General features: G+C 40.8%; 31 protein-coding genes. 3 read left to right on the top strand and 28 right to left on the bottom strand.

What is annotated here, in order from left to right; all coding sequences use genetic code 11:
* Positions 1 to 10 precede the first annotated feature (10 nt).
* From N596_RS00730 to pbp2b, 7 genes are all read right to left on the bottom strand, one after another.
* A complete protein-coding gene (locus N596_RS00730; RefSeq protein WP_023026562.1) occupies positions 11 to 700 on the bottom strand; it encodes a YwaF family protein in 690 nt (229 codons plus the stop codon).
* A gap of 28 nt (positions 701 to 728) precedes the next feature.
* Complete coding sequence (locus tag N596_RS00725) at positions 729 to 1,430, bottom strand: YwaF family protein (RefSeq protein ID WP_023026560.1); 702 nt, start codon at positions 1,428 to 1,430, stop codon at positions 729 to 731.
* 30 nt (positions 1,431 to 1,460) lie between these two features.
* Entirely contained in the window at positions 1,461 to 2,072 is a 612-nt protein-coding gene (locus N596_RS00720) for an NUDIX hydrolase (RefSeq protein WP_023022628.1), read from the bottom strand.
* The gene (locus N596_RS00715; RefSeq protein WP_023026558.1) at positions 2,062 to 3,432 is read right to left on the bottom strand and encodes a UDP-N-acetylmuramoyl-tripeptide--D-alanyl-D-alanine ligase; all 1,371 of its coding nucleotides are present in this window, start codon (positions 3,430 to 3,432) and stop codon (positions 2,062 to 2,064) included. Before N596_RS00715 ends, N596_RS00720 begins: the two co-directional genes overlap by 11 nt.
* A gap of 88 nt (positions 3,433 to 3,520) precedes the next feature.
* On the bottom strand, positions 3,521 to 4,567 hold the full coding sequence (locus N596_RS00710) for a D-alanine--D-alanine ligase (protein ID WP_023026556.1): 1,047 nt from the start codon (positions 4,565 to 4,567) through the stop codon (positions 3,521 to 3,523).
* 379 nt (positions 4,568 to 4,946) lie between these two features.
* Positions 4,947 to 5,543 (bottom strand): recombination mediator RecR, encoded by a 597-nt coding sequence (recR, locus tag N596_RS00705; RefSeq protein WP_006596694.1) that lies wholly within the window; start codon positions 5,541 to 5,543, stop codon positions 4,947 to 4,949.
* A 10-nt stretch (positions 5,544 to 5,553) separates the two neighbouring features.
* Entirely contained in the window at positions 5,554 to 7,635 is a 2,082-nt protein-coding gene (gene pbp2b, locus N596_RS00700; RefSeq protein ID WP_023026554.1) for a penicillin-binding protein PBP2B, read from the bottom strand.
* Positions 7,636 to 7,951: 316 nt separating this feature from the next.
* Here pbp2b and N596_RS00695 point away from each other — a divergent pair, with 316 nt between their 5' ends.
* From N596_RS00695 to N596_RS00685, 3 genes are all read left to right on the top strand, one after another.
* Positions 7,952 to 8,779 (top strand): exodeoxyribonuclease III, encoded by an 828-nt coding sequence (locus N596_RS00695; RefSeq protein ID WP_023026552.1) that lies wholly within the window; start codon positions 7,952 to 7,954, stop codon positions 8,777 to 8,779.
* Between the two features lie 11 nt (positions 8,780 to 8,790).
* A complete protein-coding gene (locus N596_RS00690; protein ID WP_023026551.1) occupies positions 8,791 to 9,177 on the top strand; it encodes a bleomycin resistance protein in 387 nt (128 codons plus the stop codon).
* Between the two features lie 170 nt (positions 9,178 to 9,347).
* The gene (locus N596_RS00685; RefSeq protein ID WP_023026549.1) at positions 9,348 to 9,941 is read left to right on the top strand and encodes a helix-turn-helix domain-containing protein; all 594 of its coding nucleotides are present in this window, start codon (positions 9,348 to 9,350) and stop codon (positions 9,939 to 9,941) included.
* 25 nt (positions 9,942 to 9,966) lie between these two features.
* Here N596_RS00685 and nth read toward each other — a convergent pair whose 3' ends face one another.
* From nth to N596_RS00580, 21 genes are all read right to left on the bottom strand, one after another.
* Positions 9,967 to 10,596: an endonuclease III gene (nth, locus tag N596_RS00680; RefSeq protein ID WP_023026547.1), complete on the bottom strand. Its 630-nt coding sequence runs from the start codon at positions 10,594 to 10,596 to the stop codon at positions 9,967 to 9,969.
* A gap of 105 nt (positions 10,597 to 10,701) precedes the next feature.
* On the bottom strand, positions 10,702 to 11,010 hold the full coding sequence (locus N596_RS00675; protein ID WP_023026545.1) for a YjgN family protein: 309 nt from the start codon (positions 11,008 to 11,010) through the stop codon (positions 10,702 to 10,704).
* Positions 11,011 to 11,031: 21 nt separating this feature from the next.
* Positions 11,032 to 11,724, bottom strand: coding sequence for a 5'-methylthioadenosine/adenosylhomocysteine nucleosidase (locus tag N596_RS00670; protein ID WP_023026543.1), 693 nt, complete (start codon positions 11,722 to 11,724; stop codon positions 11,032 to 11,034).
* 27 nt (positions 11,725 to 11,751) lie between these two features.
* Positions 11,752 to 12,090: a cell wall synthase accessory phosphoprotein MacP gene (gene macP / locus N596_RS00665; RefSeq protein WP_023026541.1), complete on the bottom strand. Its 339-nt coding sequence runs from the start codon at positions 12,088 to 12,090 to the stop codon at positions 11,752 to 11,754.
* A gap of 18 nt (positions 12,091 to 12,108) precedes the next feature.
* A complete protein-coding gene (locus N596_RS00660) occupies positions 12,109 to 12,657 on the bottom strand; it encodes an NUDIX hydrolase (protein WP_023026540.1) in 549 nt (182 codons plus the stop codon).
* 9 nt (positions 12,658 to 12,666) lie between these two features.
* A complete protein-coding gene (gene glmU / locus N596_RS00655) occupies positions 12,667 to 14,046 on the bottom strand; it encodes a bifunctional UDP-N-acetylglucosamine diphosphorylase/glucosamine-1-phosphate N-acetyltransferase GlmU (protein ID WP_042361008.1) in 1,380 nt (459 codons plus the stop codon).
* A gap of 258 nt (positions 14,047 to 14,304) precedes the next feature.
* Entirely contained in the window at positions 14,305 to 14,745 is a 441-nt protein-coding gene (locus N596_RS00650) for an ASCH domain-containing protein (protein ID WP_023026536.1), read from the bottom strand.
* A complete protein-coding gene (locus N596_RS00645; RefSeq protein WP_042361007.1) occupies positions 14,687 to 15,589 on the bottom strand; it encodes a putative PEP-binding protein in 903 nt (300 codons plus the stop codon). Before N596_RS00645 ends, N596_RS00650 begins: the two co-directional genes overlap by 59 nt.
* Before the next feature lie 41 nt (positions 15,590 to 15,630).
* On the bottom strand, positions 15,631 to 16,359 hold the full coding sequence (locus N596_RS00640; protein WP_023026532.1) for a GNAT family N-acetyltransferase: 729 nt from the start codon (positions 16,357 to 16,359) through the stop codon (positions 15,631 to 15,633).
* Between the two features lie 7 nt (positions 16,360 to 16,366).
* Positions 16,367 to 16,846 carry an NUDIX hydrolase gene (locus tag N596_RS00635; RefSeq protein ID WP_023026530.1) on the bottom strand — a complete coding sequence of 160 codons (480 nt, stop codon included), beginning with the start codon at positions 16,844 to 16,846 and terminating at the stop codon, positions 16,367 to 16,369.
* A gap of 145 nt (positions 16,847 to 16,991) precedes the next feature.
* The gene (locus N596_RS00630; protein WP_023022589.1) at positions 16,992 to 17,597 is read right to left on the bottom strand and encodes a DUF6707 family protein; all 606 of its coding nucleotides are present in this window, start codon (positions 17,595 to 17,597) and stop codon (positions 16,992 to 16,994) included.
* Between the two features lie 72 nt (positions 17,598 to 17,669).
* A complete protein-coding gene (locus tag N596_RS00625) occupies positions 17,670 to 18,221 on the bottom strand; it encodes a hypothetical protein (RefSeq protein WP_023022587.1) in 552 nt (183 codons plus the stop codon).
* A gap of 22 nt (positions 18,222 to 18,243) precedes the next feature.
* The gene (locus N596_RS00620) at positions 18,244 to 18,831 is read right to left on the bottom strand and encodes an SMI1/KNR4 family protein (RefSeq protein ID WP_023022585.1); all 588 of its coding nucleotides are present in this window, start codon (positions 18,829 to 18,831) and stop codon (positions 18,244 to 18,246) included.
* Positions 18,832 to 18,895: 64 nt separating this feature from the next.
* Positions 18,896 to 19,255, bottom strand: a complete 360-nt coding sequence (locus N596_RS00615; protein WP_023026528.1) for a hypothetical protein — start codon at positions 19,253 to 19,255, stop codon at positions 18,896 to 18,898.
* Between the two features lie 208 nt (positions 19,256 to 19,463).
* Complete coding sequence (locus N596_RS00610; protein WP_224781601.1) at positions 19,464 to 19,826, bottom strand: hypothetical protein; 363 nt, start codon at positions 19,824 to 19,826, stop codon at positions 19,464 to 19,466.
* 132 nt (positions 19,827 to 19,958) lie between these two features.
* Positions 19,959 to 20,504 carry a DUF4304 domain-containing protein gene (locus N596_RS00605; protein WP_023022580.1) on the bottom strand — a complete coding sequence of 182 codons (546 nt, stop codon included), beginning with the start codon at positions 20,502 to 20,504 and terminating at the stop codon, positions 19,959 to 19,961.
* Between the two features lie 50 nt (positions 20,505 to 20,554).
* Positions 20,555 to 20,875, bottom strand: coding sequence for a hypothetical protein (locus N596_RS00600; protein ID WP_023026524.1), 321 nt, complete (start codon positions 20,873 to 20,875; stop codon positions 20,555 to 20,557).
* 100 nt (positions 20,876 to 20,975) lie between these two features.
* A complete protein-coding gene (locus N596_RS00595; RefSeq protein WP_023022576.1) occupies positions 20,976 to 21,668 on the bottom strand; it encodes an Imm43 family immunity protein in 693 nt (230 codons plus the stop codon).
* A 247-nt stretch (positions 21,669 to 21,915) separates the two neighbouring features.
* Positions 21,916 to 22,845, bottom strand: coding sequence for a hypothetical protein (locus N596_RS00590; protein ID WP_023026522.1), 930 nt, complete (start codon positions 22,843 to 22,845; stop codon positions 21,916 to 21,918).
* Between the two features lie 88 nt (positions 22,846 to 22,933).
* The gene (locus N596_RS00585; protein WP_023026520.1) at positions 22,934 to 23,332 is read right to left on the bottom strand and encodes an NTF2 fold immunity protein; all 399 of its coding nucleotides are present in this window, start codon (positions 23,330 to 23,332) and stop codon (positions 22,934 to 22,936) included.
* Between the two features lie 37 nt (positions 23,333 to 23,369).
* Positions 23,370 to 23,933 carry a hypothetical protein gene (locus N596_RS00580; RefSeq protein WP_023026518.1) on the bottom strand — a complete coding sequence of 188 codons (564 nt, stop codon included), beginning with the start codon at positions 23,931 to 23,933 and terminating at the stop codon, positions 23,370 to 23,372.
* Between the last annotated feature and the right edge of the window lie 45 nt (positions 23,934 to 23,978).

Below are 23,978 nucleotides of genomic sequence, written 5' to 3'. Positions count from 1 at the left end.
GGTCTCCTTATTAAACGGATTCAGATGTTCTTTTTCTTTTCTTACTGGACTTAATAAGATGATTGATCAGGATGAGGGTTCCTGTCATCAGGATAGTCACAATCAAGTAATTGAACACGAGCCCATGATCGCCAATTACAGGAGGACGACGCATAAAGCCGTAATTTCCACCCGTTACGAGATTAGCAAGCTGAATAATAGCGTTGACACCAAAGGTCATCTGACAGATCTTCCAAACGTCTCCTTCTTCTACTTGGTAGAATTGGACCAGATAGATCAAGCAATTGGCCAAGAGGGCCCAGTGGCCAAAAACATTGTTGATCGAGGATACATGAGGAAAGGGATAGGGATAAAAGACGGGATGAACCAAGGCCATGATGGACCCAAAGACACCAACAAGAGCAAAATATTGCTTGAAGCTTCCCTTGGGAGCCAAAAGAATTATCCACATAGCCATCCGACTATGATAGAAGGGCAGGCTCTCTGAAAAAGGTAAGTGTGCTGCAATATACCAAGAGTTGATTATCAGCAACTGAATCAATTGCCCCCAATACCAAAAGTTTTGATAGCCTTTGGAAGAAGCAAATCGAATAGACAGATAGCCTACCACCATCAATGAGGTCGGCAACAAAAAGTACCAAGCTCCCAATTGAGGAGGGGCCGTTGGTTGACTGGTGAAAAATAAATCCCAAAGTGGCATGATTTCCTAACCTCAGCTCATCAATTTTCTATTCTGAACGTGAAACGACCGTCTCTTCAACCATCTTGTATTTGTACTTATAACGCTGGTTGACCAAGCAAATTCCAGCTACCATCACCAAGCTAACCAAAAAGTAGTTCAGGAGAGCACCATGGTCCCCAATGATTGGTGGACGCCGTAAGAAGCCATAATCCCCTTTCGTCAATAGGTTAACCAAGAAAATCAAGGCATTCATGCCAAAGGTGATCTTGACAATTCTCAAACTGTCTTGCTTTTCAGATTGATAATGATCCTGTAGGTAAATCAAACTATTGGCAAGCAAGGCCCAGTGACTGAAAATGAGATTCAGAACGGTGATATGAGGGAAAGGGAAGGGATCAAAGGCTGGGTAAACCAAGGCCGCAATCGATCCTAGAACTCCCAAGAGAGCAAAATATTGCTTGATATAGGTCCCTTTAGGGGCAAAGAGAATCACCAGCATGGCCAAACGGCAATGATAGAACGGCAAATTATCCGTCAAAGGCATGTGGGCAAGAATATACCAAGCATTAATAGTCAAGACTTGGATCAACTGCGCCCAATACCAAAAGCGTTGGTAGCTTTTGGACTGCGCATATCTGATGGAAAAGTAGCCAACCACCAACAAAGAAGCTGGCAGAATGAAATACCAGAGCCCAAATTCAGGCGGGGCTGATTTTTGGTTTGTAAACAATAAATCCCAAAGTGTCATTTTCATATTCCTTTAATTTATAGATCGTTTTTAATCACAATACAAATCTCGTTTCCCATCATAGACCTCCCAAAGGAAGTTCAATTGTTCTTCTGTATTGCGCTTGGTAGAAAGAGCAGGTATTTTTTCTCTCTCAAAAAAGGCAAGGTCGGAAATTTCCTGGTTCTTTTCAAAATTTCCATCTAATAATTCACATTCAAATACCAATTTCACATATTGGCGACTTTGCAATTGGTAGCGATTGGTATCAAATACTGCCAACAATCTGATTACACGCGCAGAATAGCCCGTTTCTTCTTGGATTTCCTTTAAAATGTTTTCCGTCGGAGAATAGCCAACCTCACCAAAGCCACCCGGCAAGGCCCAGGTCTCTTCTCCCTGACCTTTCACCAGACAAAGTTTTCCATCTTTGACAATCCATGCCCTAACATCAATCAAGGGAGTGTCGTAATGGTCTGTCGGGCGAAACAAATCCGATAATTCTTGTGGATTCAAATCAGTCGCTTCTCTCACAAGATCCTGTAAAATGGCACGAATATCCTGATAGCGCTCTTGATCAAATGGATCTTTTGAGAACGCTAAGCCTGTATTAGTGATTGAAATCAAGCGCTGAATGTTCTTTAGCACATTATTACTCGCCATTCTCCAACTCCTCTACCAATTTGGCTAAATTCATAGAATTGCTTCCCTTGATGAGGATTTGGTCCTGCTCTTTTAAGCTTTCCTTGACTTGTTTGACCAGGTCCTCAAACTGGTCTTTCTCAGCGGTCTTTTTGAAATAATAGACATGTCCGAGTGGGAACATCTGACTCGCTAATTGAGCCAGTCCCGCAATATCTTGACCGTAGAAAATAACGGTATCCAAGACATCCGGTGACAGGCTGAGAATCATTTGGTTGTGCAGATCAATAGATTGCTCCCCTAGTTCTTTCATATCCGCTAAGACCGCTAGCTTGCGGCCATTTGGATTGGCAGGAATGGTCGAGAAGGTTTCTAAAATCAGGCGCATGGCCGTCGGATTGGCATTGTAGACATCGGATAGGATATCCGCTCCGTTACTTGCCTTCTTCCATTCTGTACGGTTCTTAGTAAGCTCTAAGCCTTTAAAGCTTGCACGGATGGCCTCTTCACTGACTCCTTCTTTCAAGGCAACATAGGCCGCAATCATGGCATTGGTCGCATTGTATTTGCCTGTGACAGGTAAGTCAATAGCATCTGATAAGAAATTCGCTTCAAAGGTTAGGCTGTCCTTGCGTTCCTCCAACTTGGTAATGCGGATATCTGCTCCTTCACCAAAGCGCACAAGCTCTTGTTGGTTGGGTAAAAAATCCTCTACAATGGGATCGGCCGGTACTAGGAGCAAGCCACCAGCTGGCATACCGTCCGCAATTTGCAATTTCCCTTTAGCGATTTCTGTGCGATCTTTGAAAAACTCCAAGTGAGCTTCCCCAATGAGGGTCACGATTGCTGCCTTAGGATGGGCAATTTCTGAGAGGAGATGGATATCTCCCAGATGGTCCTGTCCCATTTCAAGGACAAGCTTCTCTGTTCCTTCTGGCATATGGAGAACCGTGTAAGGAAGGCCAATCTCGTTATTGTAGTTCCCTTGTGTTTTATAGGTTTTATAAGTAGTAGATAATAACTGAGCTAACATATCTTTGGTCGTTGTCTTACCGTTTGAACCTGTGACCGCCAAGACATCTACTTGACTCTTCTCCAAAACATATTGAGCTAATTTTTGAAAGGCCCCTAGAACATCATCTACCAACAAATACGGGTGGCCTTCTACTTCTTTTTCAGACAAGGTCGCTACAGCCCCATTTTCAAAGGCGGTTTCAATAAAATCATGCCCATCACGCGCCCCCTTGAGAGGGACAAAGAGGTCCCCCGGACCAATAAGACGACTATCAAATTCTGGCTTCTGTAAATCAAAATCTTCAAATTGACTGATATCATTGCGAATAGCCAGGACACGAGCCACTTCGTGCAAGGTTACATTCATGGTATTCTCCTCTAAAAAGTGGGAGCAGGAAGAAAAGCGACTCCTCTATGAGTTGACTTCATCTCCCACTCCCGCTAGGAACAGTTTCTTAAAGTAAGTGCGCTTCGCGCTTTTCAAAGGTTTCTTTGGCTAATTCTACCAAGCGCTCGATTAAATCAGGATAGGCCAAGCCCATGTTATCCCAAAGTAAAGGATACATAGACCATTGGGTAAAGCCAGGCATGGTATTGAGCTCATTCAAGTAGATGCCCCCGTCCTCTGTGTAGAAGAAATCACAACGGGAGAGACCTTTGCCACCAATGGCACGGAAGGCTAGTTCTGCATTCTGACGCATGGTCGCAGCAACTTCTGCAGGAATTTCAGCTGGAATCGCCATCGTAATCTTATTATCGATGTATTTGGCTTCGTAGTCATAAAAGGCTACATCTTTGACCACTTCACCAGGTAGGGTGCTCTTGACATCGTAGTTGCCTAACAATCCTACTTCGATTTCGCGCGCTACGACACCTTGCTCAACCAAAACACGGCTATCATATTTAAAGGCCAATTCCAAAGACTTGCGAAGTTCTGCTTGGTTCTCTGCTTTTGAAATCCCGACACTAGAGCCCATATTAGAAGGCTTGGTAAAGACCGGATAGGTCAATTCCTTTTCGATTAAGGCAATCTTAGCTTCTAGCTCATCTCCTTCAAGGACAGCCACATAAGGAACTTGTGGAATCCCTGCAGATTCTAGGACCCGTTTGGTGGTAATCTTGTCCATCGCCACACTAGAAGAAAGGATATCACAGCCCACATAAGGGAGTTTCAATACTTCTAGGAAACCTTGAACCGATCCATCTTCTCCCATCGGTCCGTGAAGGACTGGAAAGACAACCGCTCCTTCTTGGGAGATACTGCTCGGAGATACTTTAGCGTCCCAATCAATGGTTTCATTGGTCATCAAGCGTTCTGTTTCAGCAGGTTTCTCTTCAAAAGTTTGAGTCTTGATGAAGTCTCCAGCTTGAGTAATGAAATAGGTCTCAACAGAATACATGTCATAATTAATCGCCCGCATGACGCTTTCAGCGGAAAGCACAGACACTTCGCGCTCTGCGCTACGGCCACCATAAAGAAGTACAATTTTTTCTTTTGCCATTGTTTGGTCCTAATCCTTTATTTAATTTTGTGCTTCATAATCGACTTATCAAAAGCACTCCTCACATACGAGTTCGTCCCTCTAGTATACCACACTTTAAAAAGAAAGAAAACGAGTGAGAACACCTAAAAAACAAAAAAGAGAGTGGGACAGAAATCGGTCATTCGTTAGAATTCGATTTCGTCGTCCCACCTCCGCACAGCTTCAACAGTCTGGGAGACTGTTGAAGGTTGCAGATAAAGGAAACTTTGTTTCCCTCATTAGGCCATATTTGGAGCTTAAAAAGCGAACAAAGAGCCCACTCAACCACTGCGTCTTGCTCGACAATCCAAAGACAATTGAGAGGCTAGGACTTTTGTCCCAGCCTCTCTGTAACCGCTTATAACTCGGTTCGATTTTCGATAGCCCGAAGAAGGGTCACTTCATCCGCATACTCGATATCGGCTCCGACGGCTAATCCACGTGCCAGGCGGGTCACTTTGATACCAGCTGGTTTGAGGACGCGTGAGATATACATAGAAGTTGCTTCCCCATCTGCTGTTGCATTGGTCGCCACAATCACTTCTTGGACCTCATGATCCATTAATCGTGTGATCAAGGACTTGAGATTAATATCATCCGGTCCGACCCCATTCATGGGCGAAATCAAGCCATGAAGGACATGGTAGCGTCCGTGGTACTCCTGGATATTTTCCATGGCCGACACATCTCGACTATCTTCCACCACTAAGATGGTCGATGGATCGCGAGTCTCGTCTCGACAAATGGCACACTCTTCTTCATCTGTTAGGTTCCCACAGATGGAACAATAGCTTAATTCCCGCTTTGCTGACAAAAGATTCTTTGCAAACTCATTGACATCATCATCACTCATTCCGATGGTATAAAAGGCCAGACGAGTTGCTGTCTTGATCCCAATACCAGGGAGCTTCGAATAACTTTCAATTAATTTTGCGATAGGTGTTGGATAGAGCATAGCTTCCTTTCTAATTCATAGGATGTTTTTGCTGGTAGAGATTGATAATCTCTCTGGTAATACTGTGACTGACTGTCGCTTGGAGATTAGTATTATGTGGGAAGACCACTGCAACTGCAATCTGAGGATTTTCAGACGGAGCATAGGCGATGACATTGGTGTTTACAGCAGGGGTCCCACCATTTACAAATGTTTCTGCAGTCCCAGTTTTCGCACTGATTGGTACCGCCGCACCTTCTCCGATGGTTTTACCAGTCGAAAAGCCACTGGTTCCATATACTACCTGATAAAAACCTTGTTTAATGATGTCTAGGTTTTCAGGTGATATAGCCACTTGGTTGAGTTCTTTTGTTGCAATCTCTTCTTTCAGAGGACCCAAACCTCCCTTGGCATCATTCTCATAGATTCCTTGAACCAGGTGTGGAGCCACGCGTTTCCCATCGTTGGCAATGGTTGCCACATATTGAGCCAACTGCATAGGCGTATAGTTATCAAACTGACCAAAAGCGTCTGTTAAGTAATTGCCAATCGAATACTCTTTGGGAACATAGCCCGTTGATTCATTTGGAAGGTCTATCCCTGTTTCCGCTCCCAGACCATAGGAGGCGAAAGTCGAACGCAACTTCTCCATAGCAGGATCCAATTGATCTGTCTTTAAGGTCATATTAGGCTGATAGGGTTGGCCCATCAAACCAAGAGCAATCTGCACCATATAGGTGTTGGAAGAATATTCTAACGCTTGCACCGCATTGATTTCTCGGCTTCCAAACTGGGTGAACCAAGAAGTGATTGGAGTTGAACCAGAAAATGAGATTGGTTGATCCAACAAGACTTGGTTCCCAGAAATCACCCCATTTTCCCATCCTGCTGTCAAGGTAGCCGCTTTAACGACAGATCCTGGGACAAAGACATTGGTCACCGTCCCTAAAGCATCAGGGGTAAGATCTTGAGAACCTGCTTCATGCTTCATCCCCGCCATAGCAAGGATTTTACCCGTTTTTGGATCTAAGGCAACAGCATAGACTCCTTCTGAGTAGGTCGCATTGCCAGCAGCTAATTCTGCCTGGAAGGACTTCTTCAAGATGTCTTCCACTCCTCTTTGGAAATCCAAATCAATCGAAAGCTTGATATTATTTCCCTTGCTTCCTTTTGAGAGGGTTTCGATCTTTTCGACATTGCCATTCTTGTCCAAATGGATTTCTTTTTCAACCCGTTCTCCTTGAAGGACTGACTCATATTGTTTTTCTAAATAAGAAGTTCCGACGCGATCATTTAAGGCATAGCCTTTTTCCAAATAATCGTTCACATCTTCAGCTGGTAGGCCAGCTTGCTCTGTCGACACACTACCAACGATGGATGCCAAAGGACTATCGACAACTTTTCGATCCCAACTCGTGATCACTTCAAATCCTGGAAATTCTTTTAAATGATCTTTGACCGTCGTCACTTGTTCATCGGACATCGGATCCGTCACAATCGTAGCACTGGCGAAGTTTTCGACTGCATTCATTTGGCTAAAGAGATAGATGGCCTTTTTTTCTTCATCCGTATAGCCTAATTTAGCTGGGTCAATACTGTCCACCGCATACTGGTAGATTTTTGATTCTGGAAGTGGGTTACCATCCGTATCGATGCGTTCCTCCTTGGGCAGTTTGTCCACTACTTCTTTGTAGACTTCTGTGTTTGCGAGATAAAAGTCAATTTCTTGACGCTTGGTGACTTGAGGATTTGACACGCTTACGTAATTTAGGAGAAGTTGTGCTGTTTGACGCATCTCTTCCGCAGTAAATTTATTGCTACGTGTAAAGGACAAGACCTTCTTATCGACATTCTCCACTAGTGGCTGACCAGAAGCATCATAAATCTGTCCCCGGATACTTCCTCTTGTTAAATGTTTTTTGGTAGCTTTTGCTAATTTTTGTGTATAAAAGCCTTGATGAGTAATCTGCATATACCCTAGTCGAGCAATTAAAATCAAAAAGAGGGTACAGACTAGACTGAATAACAAATAAAGTCGTCTAGTAATCCACCGATTATCAAATTTTCTCACCTTTGCATTCGCTTTTTTTGAACGTTTAGATTTTCGAGCCATACCTCTCCTTTCATCTGGATTCTCAGCCCCAGCCCCTATCAAGGCAACCTAAAAATAGGATAACTTTAAAGGGAACCTGAGGAATATTTCTATTTTAAACTCAACCTCCATTATAGCACATTTCATCCAGACGCGAGTCGCTAGACCGGATAAAAAAATAGCCATTGTGAACTCCATGGCAACTATTCTTTTAGCAATATGAACAATATAAACAATTTTCTACCAAAAGCGGATCCTTCATCAAATCACAAGAGACAGGAGACTGGATATTTTTTGGTATAATAGAAGCATCGACAAAGTTAGTAAAGGAAACGATATGAAACTAATCTCATGGAATATTGACTCATTGAATGCCGCCTTGACGAGTGACTCTGCGCGCGCGAAGCTCTCGCAAGACGTCCTCCAAACCTTGGTAGCCGAGGATGCGGATATCATTGCCATCCAGGAAACAAAATTATCTGCCAAAGGACCAACGAAAAAACACTTAGAGGTCTTAGCAGAACTCTTCCCTGGTTATGAAAACACCTGGCGCTCCTCTGTAGAACCAGCCCGCAAAGGCTATGCAGGAACCATGTTCCTCTACAAAAAAGAATTGACACCGACCGTAACTTTCCCAGAAATCGGTGCTCCCTCTACCATGGATGTCGAAGGTCGAATTATTACCCTTGAATTTGATGACTTCTTTGTGACCCAGGTCTATACTCCGAATGCTGGGGATGGGCTCAAACGCCTAGAAGAACGCCAAATCTGGGATGCCAAATATGCAGACTACCTGGCAGAACTAGACCAGCAAAAGCCTGTTCTGGCAACAGGAGACTACAACGTAGCCCACAAGGAAATCGACTTGGCCAATCCAGCTAGCAACCGTCGTTCCCCAGGCTTTACTGATGAAGAACGGGCAGGCTTCACCAACTTGCTAGCCAAAGGATTCACCGATACCTTCCGCCACTTGCATGGGGACCTTCCAGATCAATATACTTGGTGGGCACAACGTAGCAAGACATCTAAAATCAACAACACAGGCTGGAGAATTGACTACTGGCTCACTTCTAACCGAGTTGCGGATAAGGTAACTAAATCAGCTATGATTGATTCTGGTGCCCGTCAAGACCATACACCAATTGTCATGGAGATTGAGCTCTAAGGAGAAAACGAATGGACTATCAAGCTGTCATCCCTGAATTTGTCGTATCGGATATCGAGCAATCGCGTCACTTCTACTGCGACTTATTGGGATTCTCTGTCGAATACGAGCGTCCAGAGGAGAAATTTCTCTTTCTCTCGCTTGAAGACTGCCAACTTATGCTAGAAGAAGGCAGTACAGAAGAATTAGCCCAACTGACTTATCCTTTCGGGCGTGGTGTCAATATTTCCTTTGGTATCAAGGATGTCCCACAACTCCACCAAAAATTGCTGGAAGCCAACTATCCCATCTATCGTCCGCTGATAAAAAGAGAATTTCGAGTCGGAGATAGCTTTATTTATCCCCATGAATTTGCGATTTTGGATCCAGATGGTTATTTTTTAAGATTTAGTGAATAAGAAAAAGGAGGCTCTTGGCCTCTTTTTCAGTAGGTAACTATCCATTGACAGGCTTGTAAATCTATAGTCAAAAACAGTTGCTAAACCCTATGAAATCAACATGTCAAAGAACTTTGATAGCCCTTTTTTATAAAATTGAGTAGAATGAAATCAGGAAGCGAGGAAATCTTATGCAAGTCGGAAAACAAATCCAGCACTATCGTAAAGAGAAAAACTTATCTCAAGACGAATTAGCTGAAATCATCTTTGTCAGCCGTCAATCCATTTCCAACTGGGAACGCGGCGCAACCTATCCTGATATTCAAAACCTGCTCTTACTAAGCAAGGTCTTTGAAGTGTCATTGGACAAACTAGTCAAAGGAGATTTGGAAACTATGAAACAAATTATTCACGACCAAGAATTTATGCGCTATCAAAAAGATGAAATGGTCTTTAGCTTACTGCTAATTGGCAGTCCTATCATCAGCACTCCCCTCATTCTTTATTTGGATGGATACGGTATCGCTATTAGTTGCTTGATTCTTGCTGTCGCTATATTCTACGCCCTACGCATTGAAAAATTCAAGAAAAAGCATAATCTTCGTACTTATCGCCAGATTGTCGCCTATGAACAAGGACGCAGTCTGAGCGAGATTGAAGAAGCTGAGGAAAGGGGCAAAGCTCCCTACCAAAGAATCATCCTTCCTCTTCTATTTGGCCTTGGAATTGGTGCTATTACTCTACTGATTTCTTGGCTCTTACTTACTTTCTTCCCTATCAAATAAAAGCGAAGTCATTAGACCTCGCTTTTTAACTGTCTTTAAAGTTATACAATTGCGGATAGTGATCACATTCAGGATTTTTCGGATGGCAAATGCCCCGTCCAAAATAGATCATGGCCTGATGAGCTGGGAGCCAGCGTTCAGGAGGAAGAACATCCATGACTCGTTTTTCCACTTCTAATGGTGTTGCTGACTTCTTGACAATGTCATGGTGCTTGCAAATCCGCTCTACATGGGTATCAACAGCAAATGCAGGAATTCCGAAACCGACACTCATGACCACATTGGCTGTTTTACGTCCCACTCCGGCTAAACTCTCCAGTTCCTCCCGTGTCTGAGGGACTTGGCCATCAAAGTTGTCCAACAATTGTTTGGCACATTTTTTGAGAAACTTAGCCTTATTGCGATAGAGACCTAATTTGGAAATATGCTTGGCAATGTCGGCTTCACTAGCGACCGCCATGGCTTGAGGAGTTGGGAAAGCCTCAAACAAAGCGGGAGTTGCCTTATTAACTGCCGCATCTGTTGTTTGAGCAGAAAGCATCACCGCTACTAATAATTCAAAATGGTTGCGAAAATCCAAACTTGGCTGAGCATCCGGAAAGAGGGCAATAATTTCTTCAATCACATGACGGGCCCGTTTTTTTGATAAGACCATAACTTCTCCTTTGCATTACTAGAATCTATTATAGCATGAAGAACCCAGAATGTTTAAAGAATCGGCTTCACAAAAAAGACTAGCCTGTTGACAAGTCCTTTTCTATTAGTCTATAAAATGAGTATGTTTGGTAACCCATTGAGTAACCTTGATATTTAACCAGAACACATAGATTCCAAAAGTAATGATGGTAAAGAACCACCATTTGATCCAATTACCAAACAATTGCATAGCTGTTCCATCAAAGTATTGACGATGACCATCAATCACGGTATGCTTGACCTTCCAGTTATACATAATACACATGCCCCAAGGAGCACATATACCGAAAGTAAATACTGTAATTAATGTTGATAATAAAACATGGCCAATATATGAAAGTAGGCCTCCATCAAAATATGATTCCCGATACATGTTCAATCTCTCTATCTTTTTCTATACTAATCTCTTCAAGAAAGTCATCAAGGTTTGAGCAGAACGCTCGCCAGCCTCTACGATAAATTCATCAAAAGAGATATTAGCTGCGTGATCTGCCGTGTCACTCATAGCCCGAATAACCATGAAAGGACGGCCAGCTGCATGAGCCGCTTGGGCAATAGCTGCCCCTTCCATTTCAACGGCCAATACTTCTGGGAAATGTTCCCTAATCGCTGCGACTTTTTCTTCACTCGCGATAAAGCTATCCCCAGTCGCAATCAGGCCAACATGGGTTGGTGTTTGTTCCTCAGCTAGCACTTTTTTCATCTCTGAAACAAAATAGCGGCTGGATTCAAAGTAAAGAGGTTGCCCTGCCATCTGGCCATAGTCATAACCAAAAGCTGTCACATCGACATCATGGTAGGCCAATTTGTCCGCTAGGACGATATCTCCAACAGCCATCCCTGGTGCTACGGCACCTGCAGAACCTGTATTGATAATGGCTTCCACCTTAAAATCGTTGGCCAACACAGCCACACTCATGGCTGACATGACTTTTCCGATACCACTTTCAACCAAGACCACTTCATGGCGACCAATCGACCCTGTATAGTAGACCTTTCCTAGGCGAAGGTGTTTCTCTCCGTTCTGCAAAGCTTCCACTAAGATTTTTAATTCTTGTGGCATGGCCGCAATGATTCCAATTTTCATATTCGTCACTCCTTTAGTAGACGCAGCTTATAAGCGCCAGATTGCAAGAATTAACAAGATGAGGAGCAGGATGACCCAAAATAAGATCTTATTCAATTTTGATTGAATCACCTCATCTTTTTGGTTCTCAATCCGACGGCTCTTGGTCACTGTAGGTTGGACTCTGATTGGAATAGTCTCCTGAGGATACGATGCTCCATGTCCACTATCTCCTTCCCCTGAGGTCACTGGCCGTTCATAACCAAATCCCCTGTTTCCAGTCGGGAGAATTTTTGTTTCTTCCTCATCAAAGAGAGGGGGACCAGAGATAGCTTCTCCCCGGTTGGCCCGCTCAATCATTTCATCGGTTAATAAAGGTTTGCCCATGGGTGTCTCCTCTATTCTTTATTTGTTTTGTAGGTGTTTCCAATATTGAACTGCCATGATGGTTTTAGCATCGCAGATATCACCCGTTTGGATCAAGTCCTCCGCTTCTGCTAAAGTCACCTCAAGGAGTTCCAAGGTCTCGTCTTCATCTTGAGGGCGAGGATTTTCCACTTTTTTCAAGTTGGTCGCAGCATAAAGTTTGATCCGCTCATTGCAAAATCCAATGGCAGAATAAAAATCATACAACAACTCTAGATCCGCTGTGTAACCAATTTCTTCTTCCAATTCACGCAAAGCAGCTGCTTGAGGATCCGCATTTTCACCCTTTTCCAACTTCCCTGCTGGGATTTCTACAGAAGTCCTCTCGATCGCCTTGCGGTACTGCTTGACCAAAATGGTCTTGCCCTCATCTGTGATCGGTAAAACCGCTACTGCTCCATTATGGAAGATTAAATCACGCTGCGCTTGACCTTTTCCGTCAGGTAGTTCCACTTGATCTGTGACTACTTGGAAAATCGGTCCTTGATAAATCTCCTTGCGCTCAATGGTTTTTTCTTCAAATTGCATGAAAATCTCCTATTTATTTTTAGGATGGTGGGGAAGGCGAGTCGCGTACTCATCTTTATTGACTTGGCGACCACGACCAATCGCAATCGCATCTGCTGGCACATCCTTGGTAATGGTAGATCCAGCACCGACTAGAGAATTATCTCCTAGCTCAACTGGAGCAATGATGGTCGAATTCGAACCGACAAAGACATTGTTGCCAATTACTGTCTTGTATTTATTTTTCCCATCATAGTTGACGGTAATGGTTCCCGCACCAAAGTTGACGTTGCTGCCAACTTCACAGTTGCCAATGTAGGTCAGATGACCAGCTTTGGTATTTTCGCCAATAGACGAACCTTTGACTTCGACAAAGTTTCCAATATGGACATCTTTTGCCAAGCTAGATCCAGGACGAATATGGGCGTAAGGTCCTACTGTCACACCATCCGCTACCGTGCTCTCTTCAATCATAGAGTTGGTAATAACGGCACCTGAACCGATTTCACTGTCCACGATATAGGTTCCATTGGTTAAGACTGTCTCGGCCCCAATTTTTGTGTGCCCTTTTAGAGTGACATTGGCTTCGATTTGTACTTCTGGTGCGATCTCAACATCGATATCGATATAGGCCGCATCAGGATTAACAAAGCTCACTCCATTCACCATATGAGCTTGGTTAATGCGGCGACGCATGATGCCTTCTGCTGTCGCAAGGGCTACGCGGTCGTTAACGCCGAGGCTTTCATCAAAGTCTTTGAGCGTATAGGCTCCAACTTTCTCTCCTGCTTCTCGGAAAATCCCAATCACGTCTGTGATATAGTATTCGCCTTGGGCATTGTTGGTGTTGATATTCTTCAACGCTTCAAAGAGGCGGGCATTGTCAAAGACATAAGTTCCTGTATTGATTTCTTTGATTTGCTTTTCAAAATCTGTCGCATCTTTTTGCTCGACGATGCGAAGCACTTCCGCATTGTCATTACGGACAATCCGGCCATAACCAAATGGATTAGCTGCCTCTGCTGTTAAAATCGTTGCCACATTCTTGTGGTTGATATGGAAATCGATCAAGTGTTTGAGGCTTTCACCCGTAATCAAAGGTGTATCCCCTGCAATGACAAGGGTGTGACCTTCCAAGGCTTCAAGAACTGGCTCCGCCATCATCACAGCGTGACCTGTTCCTAACTGCTCCGTTTGCTTGACAAATTCTGTTTGTCCCGCTAAGACTTGCTCCACCAATTCAGCCTTGTGGCCCACAACCGTTACAGTCTTTTCGGGTGAGATGGCTCCAACACTACGGAAAACGTGTTCCAACATAGAGATCCCAGCAACCTTGTGTAGAACCTTCGGCAAATCTGATTTCATACGGGTACCTTTTCCCGCTGCTAAAATAATGGCATAATTTGGCATATACATTCTCTTTTCTGTACAATATCGCTTACATTATACCATTTTTTAGCCCTTTTGGAAAATTAGATCCGAACCAAAGGGAGTGGGAAAGAAATCGGTCATTCGTTAGAATTCGATTTCGTCGTCCCACCTCCGCACAGTTGAGCAGGGCTGTAAAAGCTGATGAAATCAGCGTAGTAGAGCCCACTCAACCACTGCGTCTTGCTCGACAATCCAAAGACAATTGAGAGGCTGGGACTTTTGTCTCAGCCTCTTGTCCTATATTGGATAAACCTTACGAAATTCTTCTAAAACAACCTTACTATCAGGGGTAAAAGTCAACCCTGCTTCTCCAAAGCAGTCTTTGAAAAAATCTTCATGAACCTGACGCCAATAAGCTAGAGATTTGTCTCCCTCACCTTCCTTGTAAGCATGGTCAGCTGACACTTGATGAAAAGGCTGAACGGAAACCTTGGTGATTTCGACAATGCAGACAGCCTGATCTTGACTGTCTAAAATGACATCAAAGGTCCCTTCTTGGGGAAGGGGTTCGTCCTCTAGTGTATAGAGGTCGTAAGCAGAGGCTGTTGCCGTCTTTTCACCTTTTAAAACTAAGTCAGCCAAGAGATCAGCTTCCACTCCAAAAGCCCAGGCATCTATCTCATCTCCAATCGAGGGGTTGATTTGCTTGTAGGCTTTCCACATTTCTTGAGGTGTCATGGGGGCTCCTTTGTAATTTTTTACTCTCTTCTTTTATGCGTTTGAGATGGTCTGGATGGTCAATTTCTAAATCAAAAATCTCTGGAATAGAGCTGTAATGGAGAATACATTCGATACCCATCTGATTCATTTTTTGTATGAAAGAAAGATTCAGATAACCTGCTACAGCGAAATCAATCTTTTTAGTCTTTGCTTTTTCCTGCATCTGTCTCAGCATATCTAACATAATTGGATTTTCCATATCATGCCATTGACTGTTTCTCACAGTCGCAAAAATAAAAGAAGTTAAATCATTCATTCCAACTACAATCTTTGAAATACCAGTTTCCAGTATCCTGTCCAAGTCGAAATAAGCTGATGGTAATTCAATCATCGTGCCGACTTTCCCGGTAAAACCATACTGACGCAATACTGTAATAGCTTGTTTTAATTGTTCGGCATCATTGACAAAAGGAAAAATAACAGACAGATTGAGATTGGTTTGAAAAACTTCTGTAACAACATTTGTCTCAGCCTGAAATTCATCTGGACACGCCAACAAACGCCTGATACCTCTGTATCCAAATAAGGGGTGGCGTTCGTCAAAATACTCTTTAGTCCCGTCTAGACTATTTGCTTCTGCATTTGTTAACTCTGAAAAGCGATACCAGACTTCTTCATCTGAGTACAAATGACAAATAGTGTCTAGATAATCTTTCACAAATTGCTGACAATTTGGTAACAGGATGTTTTGGTTGAGCTCTCTTAGCAAGTATTCCCCACGAATCATACCAATGTGGTGAAATAGTTGAAGATAAACTTTTTCAATAATTTTTTCTCCACTAAGAGCCAGTTGATTTTGCATGTCCATTCACCTCGTCTTATAAGATACAATATCAGATATCATTATACGACACTTCCCTCTAGTTCAAAAGCTTCATAAGGTTCAACTAACTCATATCCTAAAAATTCTGCTACTTTTTTGGAAGCCTCGTTATGAGCATCCCAAAGTGGAAACATATCTCTGTTTAAACTCTCTAGAATCATTGCAGCACCAAGCTTTTTAGCAAATCCATTTCCTTGTTCGTTTGGTCTAGTTGCAACTTCCACTTCAACTGCACCTTGGTAAACTAACCCTGAGGAAATCCCAGCAATCAGTTCTTTATTTTTAAGAATCACAAAGCCAAATCCACCTTTTAAAGCAAAATCCTGATAGGATTCAAAATCCCCTTGTAAATCTTGTGACCATTCTTCCTCAGAAAAGCTGTCATAAATATGATTATCAATAGGCACAATATTGTAATCTTCCTCTAACTGACTAACTAGATTATTTAGAAATTCAACTTGAAAATTTGCCTTATCTTTAAAAGAATAACGAGTAAAAGAAATTAGCTCCACTTTCTGATGCAGAAAATCTTGCCAATTGGTATTTTCTGAAATAATAATCCTATAATCTAGACCATATTGCCTAACAAAATCTTCCCAAAATCTAGAATTTAGCTCCCCTGCTAGGTATAGAAAATTCCCAATATCATAAAAGCTCGTTGTCCTATCACTGTTTCGATAAACAGTCCCGATTTGAGATTTAAGACCATAGAGAACCATATATTTCTTCCATGTTTTAAATAGTTCCATTATCCCTCTATTTTACCTTCCAATTCTTATAGCTTGTCCGTTCTAATTCTGGAAATCCTCGTAACTCCGCCTTGGCCTTCAATACTAAAGGCGAGGCATTTTCTTCGGTCATCTGCTCAAGAGGAAGCCAAATTGCATTTGCTGAATCATTGCTTCCATCAAGAAGCTCCTGAGGAAGGGATTGTTGAGAGCGTTCGAAATCGAGGACGATATCATAAAAGGCCATGATATGGTGTACTGCGAAATCTTGCCCTTCTTCCTGAACCAGCACATCATAAATCCTAGGTTTTGAATAAGAGCTTATCGCATATCCTGTCTCTTCCTGAACTTCTCTCTTGAGAGTTTCTGTCAACCCCTCACCGAGTTCCTGACTACCACCCGGTAAATCAAAACGATACTGATAAGGTCCTCTCGTTTTCTCAATGCAGAGTAATTTTCCATTTTCAAAGCAAACGCCATAGACGCCAAAGTGATTTTTGATTTCCATTTTCTACTCTTTCTAATACTCAATGAAAATCAAAGAGCAAACTAGGAAGCTAGCCGCAGGCTGTACTTGAGTACGGCAAGGCGAAGCTGACGTGGTTTGAATTTGATTTTCGAAGAGTATAAAAATCCAAGATTGCTAGCTCACCTTATCCCTTAAAAGGAAAGAGGCTATAAATTTCATGCTCCTTGATATACTTCTTTAGTATCTCCATATTCTCTTCGATTTTTGTCTGAATATCTATCTCTTCACAAGTTGACTCAGTAATAAAGAGGTGAATCTTCAACAAATCTGCCAAGTATAGCAGACGACGTTCCATTTCTGATTCAGGGCTTGGAGCCTTTTCGATTTTTGCAAGCTTTTGCTCCAGGCTATCGCCATTCAAAAATCTCTGATGAACTCTCCTTCTAATTTTTTGAGTTGATTCCTCCCCTTGTTCTAACGGAGACAAAAGGAGTTTTTTATAGACGAATACCTGATTTTCTACCTCTCTTTCCAGATAAGCCAATAAAACCAGAGAGCTATCAATAAAGGTCCAGGTGTTAAAATTCCCTTCAAATGGAACCTGTATGATCCTATCTAATAATTCCTTAGCCGTTTCCTCTTGACCATCCAGATAAAGTAAATAGGCCAGATGATTCAGTGATTCGAGATAGACAGCTTGGGTCTTCTTATTCTTTTTGGGTACAAGACTGATATAGGATGCTAAATCAACATCATTTTCAACCTCTTCAATTAGTTCTTTAACATTCATTTCTTTTCTCCTATCCAGTTCATTTTTTGTTATAGAGAAGGGCTTTAATTGCAAATCTATCTCAGCTCACTCTTACCTTAATAGAAATTCTTTCGCTGTCGCTTGGACGTCTGGGGAAAGGTAGTGCTCTATTAAGTCACCTGTCCCAGCAATAAATTCCTCCAGAGGGACATCTTCTCTTTGGCCCCAAAAATTTGAAAAAGCGAAATAGAACTCCAAAAACTCCGTCAAACTATCGCTGAGTTTGTAGAAAATAGGATCTCCAGGCCTGCCCGCGTAAACTGGAGAACTTTCATCTTGCATATCACAGAAAAGAATATCGTCTGTATCTGTAGTAGCGAATATCTGGTATTGCCCTTCACTAAACTGAAGAACATCTTGTAAGGCCCAACATTCGACTGTCCTGGTAGGAGAATCTAATGGCAACAAAATGATATTAAAATTTTGATTGGCAAAAGATAAATCCTCTTTGAACACTATATGTTGATAGTAATCAAGTAATTCTCCTGTCAAATTGAAAGACTGGGTACTTAATTTTGTATCTGAAAAACTCACCGATTGGGGGATAAACGTTGTTTCCTCATAGAGTCTAATGATCTTTTTTAATACAGTAACTACTGCCATTTTTTCTCCTTGGTCATTCCTCTTACGTCTCCTTTAAGAATTCCAGCCATATCTGCAGATCTGGATTTAACTCATGTGCTATCTCAGCATGCTTCCTATAATCCATATCCAAGTAGCCTTGTTCATTCCGGAAAATAATACCTTGTTCAAAACAGTTTTTAAGAGCTATGAGCATAGATTCTAATGACTGGTATTCTACCTGAGGATCCTCTTCATACACGTAGAAACCAAGTATATGCCCCTGAGCTTCTGAAGCTAGATTCATGGCATAAAAATCTCCCCCTCCGCTGGCAAAAATTGGAAACCAGCATTGATTCCAAGTAGAAGTCTTCCTCAACTCCTGATAGGTCTGGATACTTTCTTCCAGAGACATCAAATAGAAACCAGGAAAAAATGCCAGCTCACCGAGTGTGATTCCCTCACAATCTTTTGATCCGTTTCTCCAAGTATAAAGGGCACGCAAGTCCTGAGTTGGCTGCAATGGGATTTCCTCAAACAATTCTTGAATTTTTTGAGAAGATATTCCCGAATTAAGATGGTCTAAACAAGGATGATCTAACTGTTGGAGACATTTTTCAATCTCATTTAATAATTGGGGGATCATTTCCATTTGTTCTCCTTGCCTTGTAAATCATTAGAGACGAGTTCCTTCGTCCCTAGAAAAGAGATTACGATTATTCAATCCCATCCTCTTTGTTATACTCTATCATGCATTTTACCGCATATTCCACCCATTCCCAAAAATCGTTAAACTCTTTTCGTTGCTCCCATCCTTCGGTAGCAAAATCATGGATGAGTTGGACCTTATTGCCCTTTCCTATTTCAAAACAAGCTGTATCATCACAATCTCCTCTTTTAGCAAATGGAATCAACTTTCTGGTTGGGTACCTTTCCTGCAATCCCTCATACAAAGACAGGGCCCATTCTGAATCTAACAGATACCAAATATCAAAATCAACTAAATTAAGTTCGATCAATTTTTTAAACGATTCAGGATACTGGAATATCTTTTCGTCCATTAGATAATTTTTCATTTCTTATTTCTCCTTTTAGAATCATCAAACCATTCTTTCTTGCCTATCCGCTATTTTGCGTAAGTACTCTTCCCATGTGAGGATTATAAACCTTAAATAGATCATCCTCACTCAGCTAAGTCTTGGGTTGAGGCTGTCAACTACTCTTAAAATACGCGACCTCGAAGTCCATAAATTTCATTCTTAAAATTCAAAGGAAAATAGATGACTAGTCTGAGATGGACAAATAAGAGACTAATATATCCTTAACCAATTCTAGAAAGGCAACTTTATTTCTTGGCTCTTTTGAAGCAAAACCAAATTCATATTCAAAAAAATGCTCAACCACTTTATCTCCAGCCCGTATAACATCCTCAATGGTCTCAAGCACTTGCTTCTGCTTCTCTTCTTCTAGGCTCAAGAAATCCTCTTTCACAAATGCATCAAATACTTTAAGGACATCTTCCTTTTTACTCATATCAAAAGGATATAGAAACTCAGCCTCTTCACTGGTTACAACATTACTTTCTATGGACATCATTAGGTTCCACAATACTAAATAGTGTCTATGAAAATTATCTCTACTTTTCAACTTTTCCCCCAATTTTTGCGACACATCCTTTACTGAACAGGTTTAGACTAGCATTCTTGACTATTACTTACTTTATTGAGAAACTCTCCCCTTTGACCATCATCCCTTCCTAATCTCAAATTACTGGTAATATTATTTTAAAACTTCTCCCGAACGAATATAGGTTTTAAAGAAGTTTTTAGGTACAGAGGCAATCTTAGGTGTAATGGATAAGCCATAGTTTGCAAAATCTAAAGCTACCTTCTCAGAATCGATGGTATCATAATACTCAACATACAATCTGCATAAGTTCACTTTGGTGATAGAGAATTCTTTTAGCAACCCATCCTTCTCAAGATCCTTCTCGGGATTTATGCTTGAAAATACGGTAGGATACGATGAATACTGAGTAGTAAAATCGATGGCCTCTTGGACAGCATTTTCCAATTCAGCTTGATCCATGCCATTTCTATTATCGATAGAACCTAATCGAGTCCTTAGAGCACAATCCACTTCTTCTAACAGTCCCGAGTCCAGAAAGAGGGGATGAATGCCAATATTAACGAAATAGGCAGTCCCATCTGATTTTCGTTGAAAATAGATCACCGTGTAAAAATCATGATTGATTTTATAATAGTTATTGGTTCGCTTTAGTCGCGAAAAGCCATTTTTTACGAAGAGTTCTTTGGCCTCTTTCATTTCATTACCTGCTCTTTCATAGGATGTTAAGAGTTGTTCGTTACAGTTTACTAGGAGTCTAAATGGATATAGATCATTCCTACAACTTTTCCATTCTCAATATTGTATTGTTTCACTGTATCTATGTAGCCAATCAATCCTTCATCACTAATCTCTTCTAGCGTTGCTGGTACTATGTTATCTTTTAATTCAAAATCCCTAGCTTTATTCATGTTACCTACATCCTCAATGGAGGTCCAAAAAAGCATATATTCATCGCAATAAAAATAGATCTGATCATCACAAAACTCCGGTATTTTACAGAACTCAACTCCGTCACTTTGCCTTTCTATCGCTCCACTATCTTGATAAACAAAGTATGTTTTCTTCATATCTTATCTCTCCTTTTAGAAGCATTTTCTTCTGATATTTTCTGCCTGAAATCTCGAATGATGTAGACTAGAGTCTTATTTTTTAAAGGAATACTTAATGTTAGGGTAATTTAGGCTTTGCTCTTTTTAATAAACTAGTAAAATCCTTAAAACTATTCTTACAATATTCTTCTTGAGCTGTTTCAATCGGTAAAAAACGAATGCCTCGACCACAGTGATTCGTTTCGATGGCTTCTTTTACTTCCTCCGTAACGACAAAGCCAGCCGCTGCAAGTAATTCAACCCTTCCAGGCTTAAAAATATCATAGTCAACATCCTCTTTTAAGACCAGTTTTCTTGAAACTGTATACATCGTTTTAGAAGGTAATGATTCTGTTTTCTCATAATCAATAAAATCAGGAGCAGGATTATCTTTGGTATAGGTATTAAATTTTAATAGATAAAAGTCAGGAGATTCCATGACATCGCCATTCACTGTAAATTTAAGCTTTTTCCAAACATGACCTTGAATCTTGAATTGTTTAAAAATGGTTGCTAACTTTTTAGAAAGGATAAAACCATGGGAATACCAATAATAATCATAATCAAAATTTATTTTATTTATGTATTGTTTTTTATTCACAAAATTATAATAGATCACATCAGGACAATTTGGATTGTAAATATAATCTATTGGTTTAGTCCATTCTTCTTCGTAAGGTTTTTTTTGTATTTCAAAATCAACTCGCCCATATTCAACATCAAAATTAAAAGTCTTATTGGATTTATCATCCATTATAAAATAATAATTCATCGTTTTCTCCTAGCTTAATCTACCTTTACAATTAATAATTCTAGATTTTGGTTTTACCATTGCCCCTATCAGTAACTTCTATACTTTTTACCAGCTTTTAATGCATCTAAAGCAGCCTCTGTTACAGAAAGCTGTTCATTATCAAGAGCAAAATCTCTGGCTTTTAGTATTTGCTGATTGCTGTTCGTTTACTTTTTTTATTTGAAATTCTTTTGTTCCTATTGACTTCTCCATGTATTCTACATTGCTACTCTAAGATTGTTCCAAGTATCATCTTATTTTGCTCGGATATCTGAAAGTCATCCATGAAATAGGGTAAAAAGTCATCAAGCAAGGGATGGCTAAGACCGTCGATTGGGAGGCCTCTTTTCTGACGTTCTTTTAGTAAAACTAAGATTTCAATTGGGAAATACTGCCATAGTAAGGTATTGAAGTCTACTAAATGACTATCTTTGGTGTTCGCTAAATGATAATCACACATGGATAAAATTGTTTCTCTAAAAACATCAACATCTTCTGAAAAAATAGTTTCCATAACCTGTTTATAGGCATCATTCACATTATGATAAGGGTTCGAGTCCAATGGTTTATATTTAGGATCATAAGCATTCTCCAGTAGGCTAGCAAGTCGATTATGCTCTCCATTTCCATAAAGAAAAACGACTAAAGGCAATAAACTACTGGATGAAAAGAAAATAGGTTGCTTCCCTTTTTCAACTTGAGCTTCTTTAAAATAGACTAATTTATCAATTAAAAACTCTACATAAGCATCATCTAAATAGGCAAGGGCAAATAAGATATTCAAACAAATATCTGTATCAAAGTTTGAGCCACCTTTAGCTAAATATTTAGCAGAAGCCATATCACCCATTACAGAACAAAAACAGCCGTTTAGTAAAGATTGATAGGTTTCTGATGTTTTGTTTTCTATAAATTCAGCAACCAAAGTATATGATCGAATAACATGAATCATTCGCACATGTTTATAGGTGTAGGTTTCAGTTTTTCCCTTTTCCTCCCAATTGATCTCAAGGCTTTTTTGACCAGCTTCTAATGCTTTTAAAACAGCCTCTGTCACAGAAAACTGTTCTTTTTCAAGAGCAAAATCTCTTGCCTTCAGTACTTGATTTCTAATGCTTGTTAATTTTCTTTTTTGATTTGAAAGTGTTTTATTCATATTGACCTCTAAAATTTCATTTCTTACTCTCAACTACCGGTGTTTTTGAAGTTCATCTCTCCCCGGCTTCCTACATTATCCATGTATATCACAAAAAAGAATTAACCCACTTCCTATTATCAAGCCATTCTTTCTTATCAATCCACCATTTCCCCTTTTGAAACACCATATGAATACGATAGAGGGTTTCTATACCAGAACGATTCTCCTTGATGTAGAAATAAGCTTGATTCCCGTCATGCTCTTCATCAACGATGGGATGTGTTTCTAATTTATAGTCAAACGGAAACCGGACAGATAAAGATACTTCCCTTTCTCTGAGTGTTTTTTTAGATATACAAAACTGATCAAAAATAGTAGCTAATTCATCCTTCAACATATCTTTATAGGCTTGGTTTCTTAGGCTCCTAGTGGCCTTTTTCTCCCAAGAATACATAGCCTGCATAAACTGGAGTAAGGTTTCTTTTGCTAGATTCGTATGAGTCATGTTTCCTCCTACTTTTCTCATTCTCCGGTTTTTATCATCAGCCCATCATAAAGTCTATAAAATCCTTTTGATAGTCTTTAGGAATATGCTCGTTAATAATAGCCATAATCTCCTCCAAGAAGCCCTCTTTATAGTCCAATAAATCCTCATCAATATAAATATTGTTCTCAAACTGGGTGATTTCTAGCTTTTTCATCAGCATATAAGTAGTTAAGAAAGTAGAGAGAGAAGGACTGAGAGCATAGAGCTTAGAATCTCCTGGGATTCTCCCATAGACTGGACTGAGATTATTCTCGAGGTCACAAAAGATAACTTCATCCCCCATCATGTGAGCAAAAACCACATAACTCTCTTTCCAGCTAGGATCCTGCCATCCTTCTGATGCAGCTTCACATAGAGGGAGAGGAATTAGAGCAAGATCATAGGGAGCTCCTCTAAAATAAGCTTCTTCATCAAAGTCTAAATGCTGGTAGAACTCTTTCAATTGACCAGACAAATCTGGCTTTTCGACATAGAGACTTTCACTGGTAAATTCTAACTCTCCCAAGCCCTTGTTTCTATGATAGACTTCTACGAATTCCTTCAACAAATTAAGCATCATTATTGGACTCCTCTCACATTTTTGGGATTCTATTTGGCTATTTTC

This window comes from Streptococcus ilei (assembly GCF_000479335.1).
Lineage (GTDB): Bacteria > Bacillota > Bacilli > Lactobacillales > Streptococcaceae > Streptococcus > Streptococcus ilei.
This window is presented reverse-complemented; position numbering and strand designations above follow the sequence as displayed.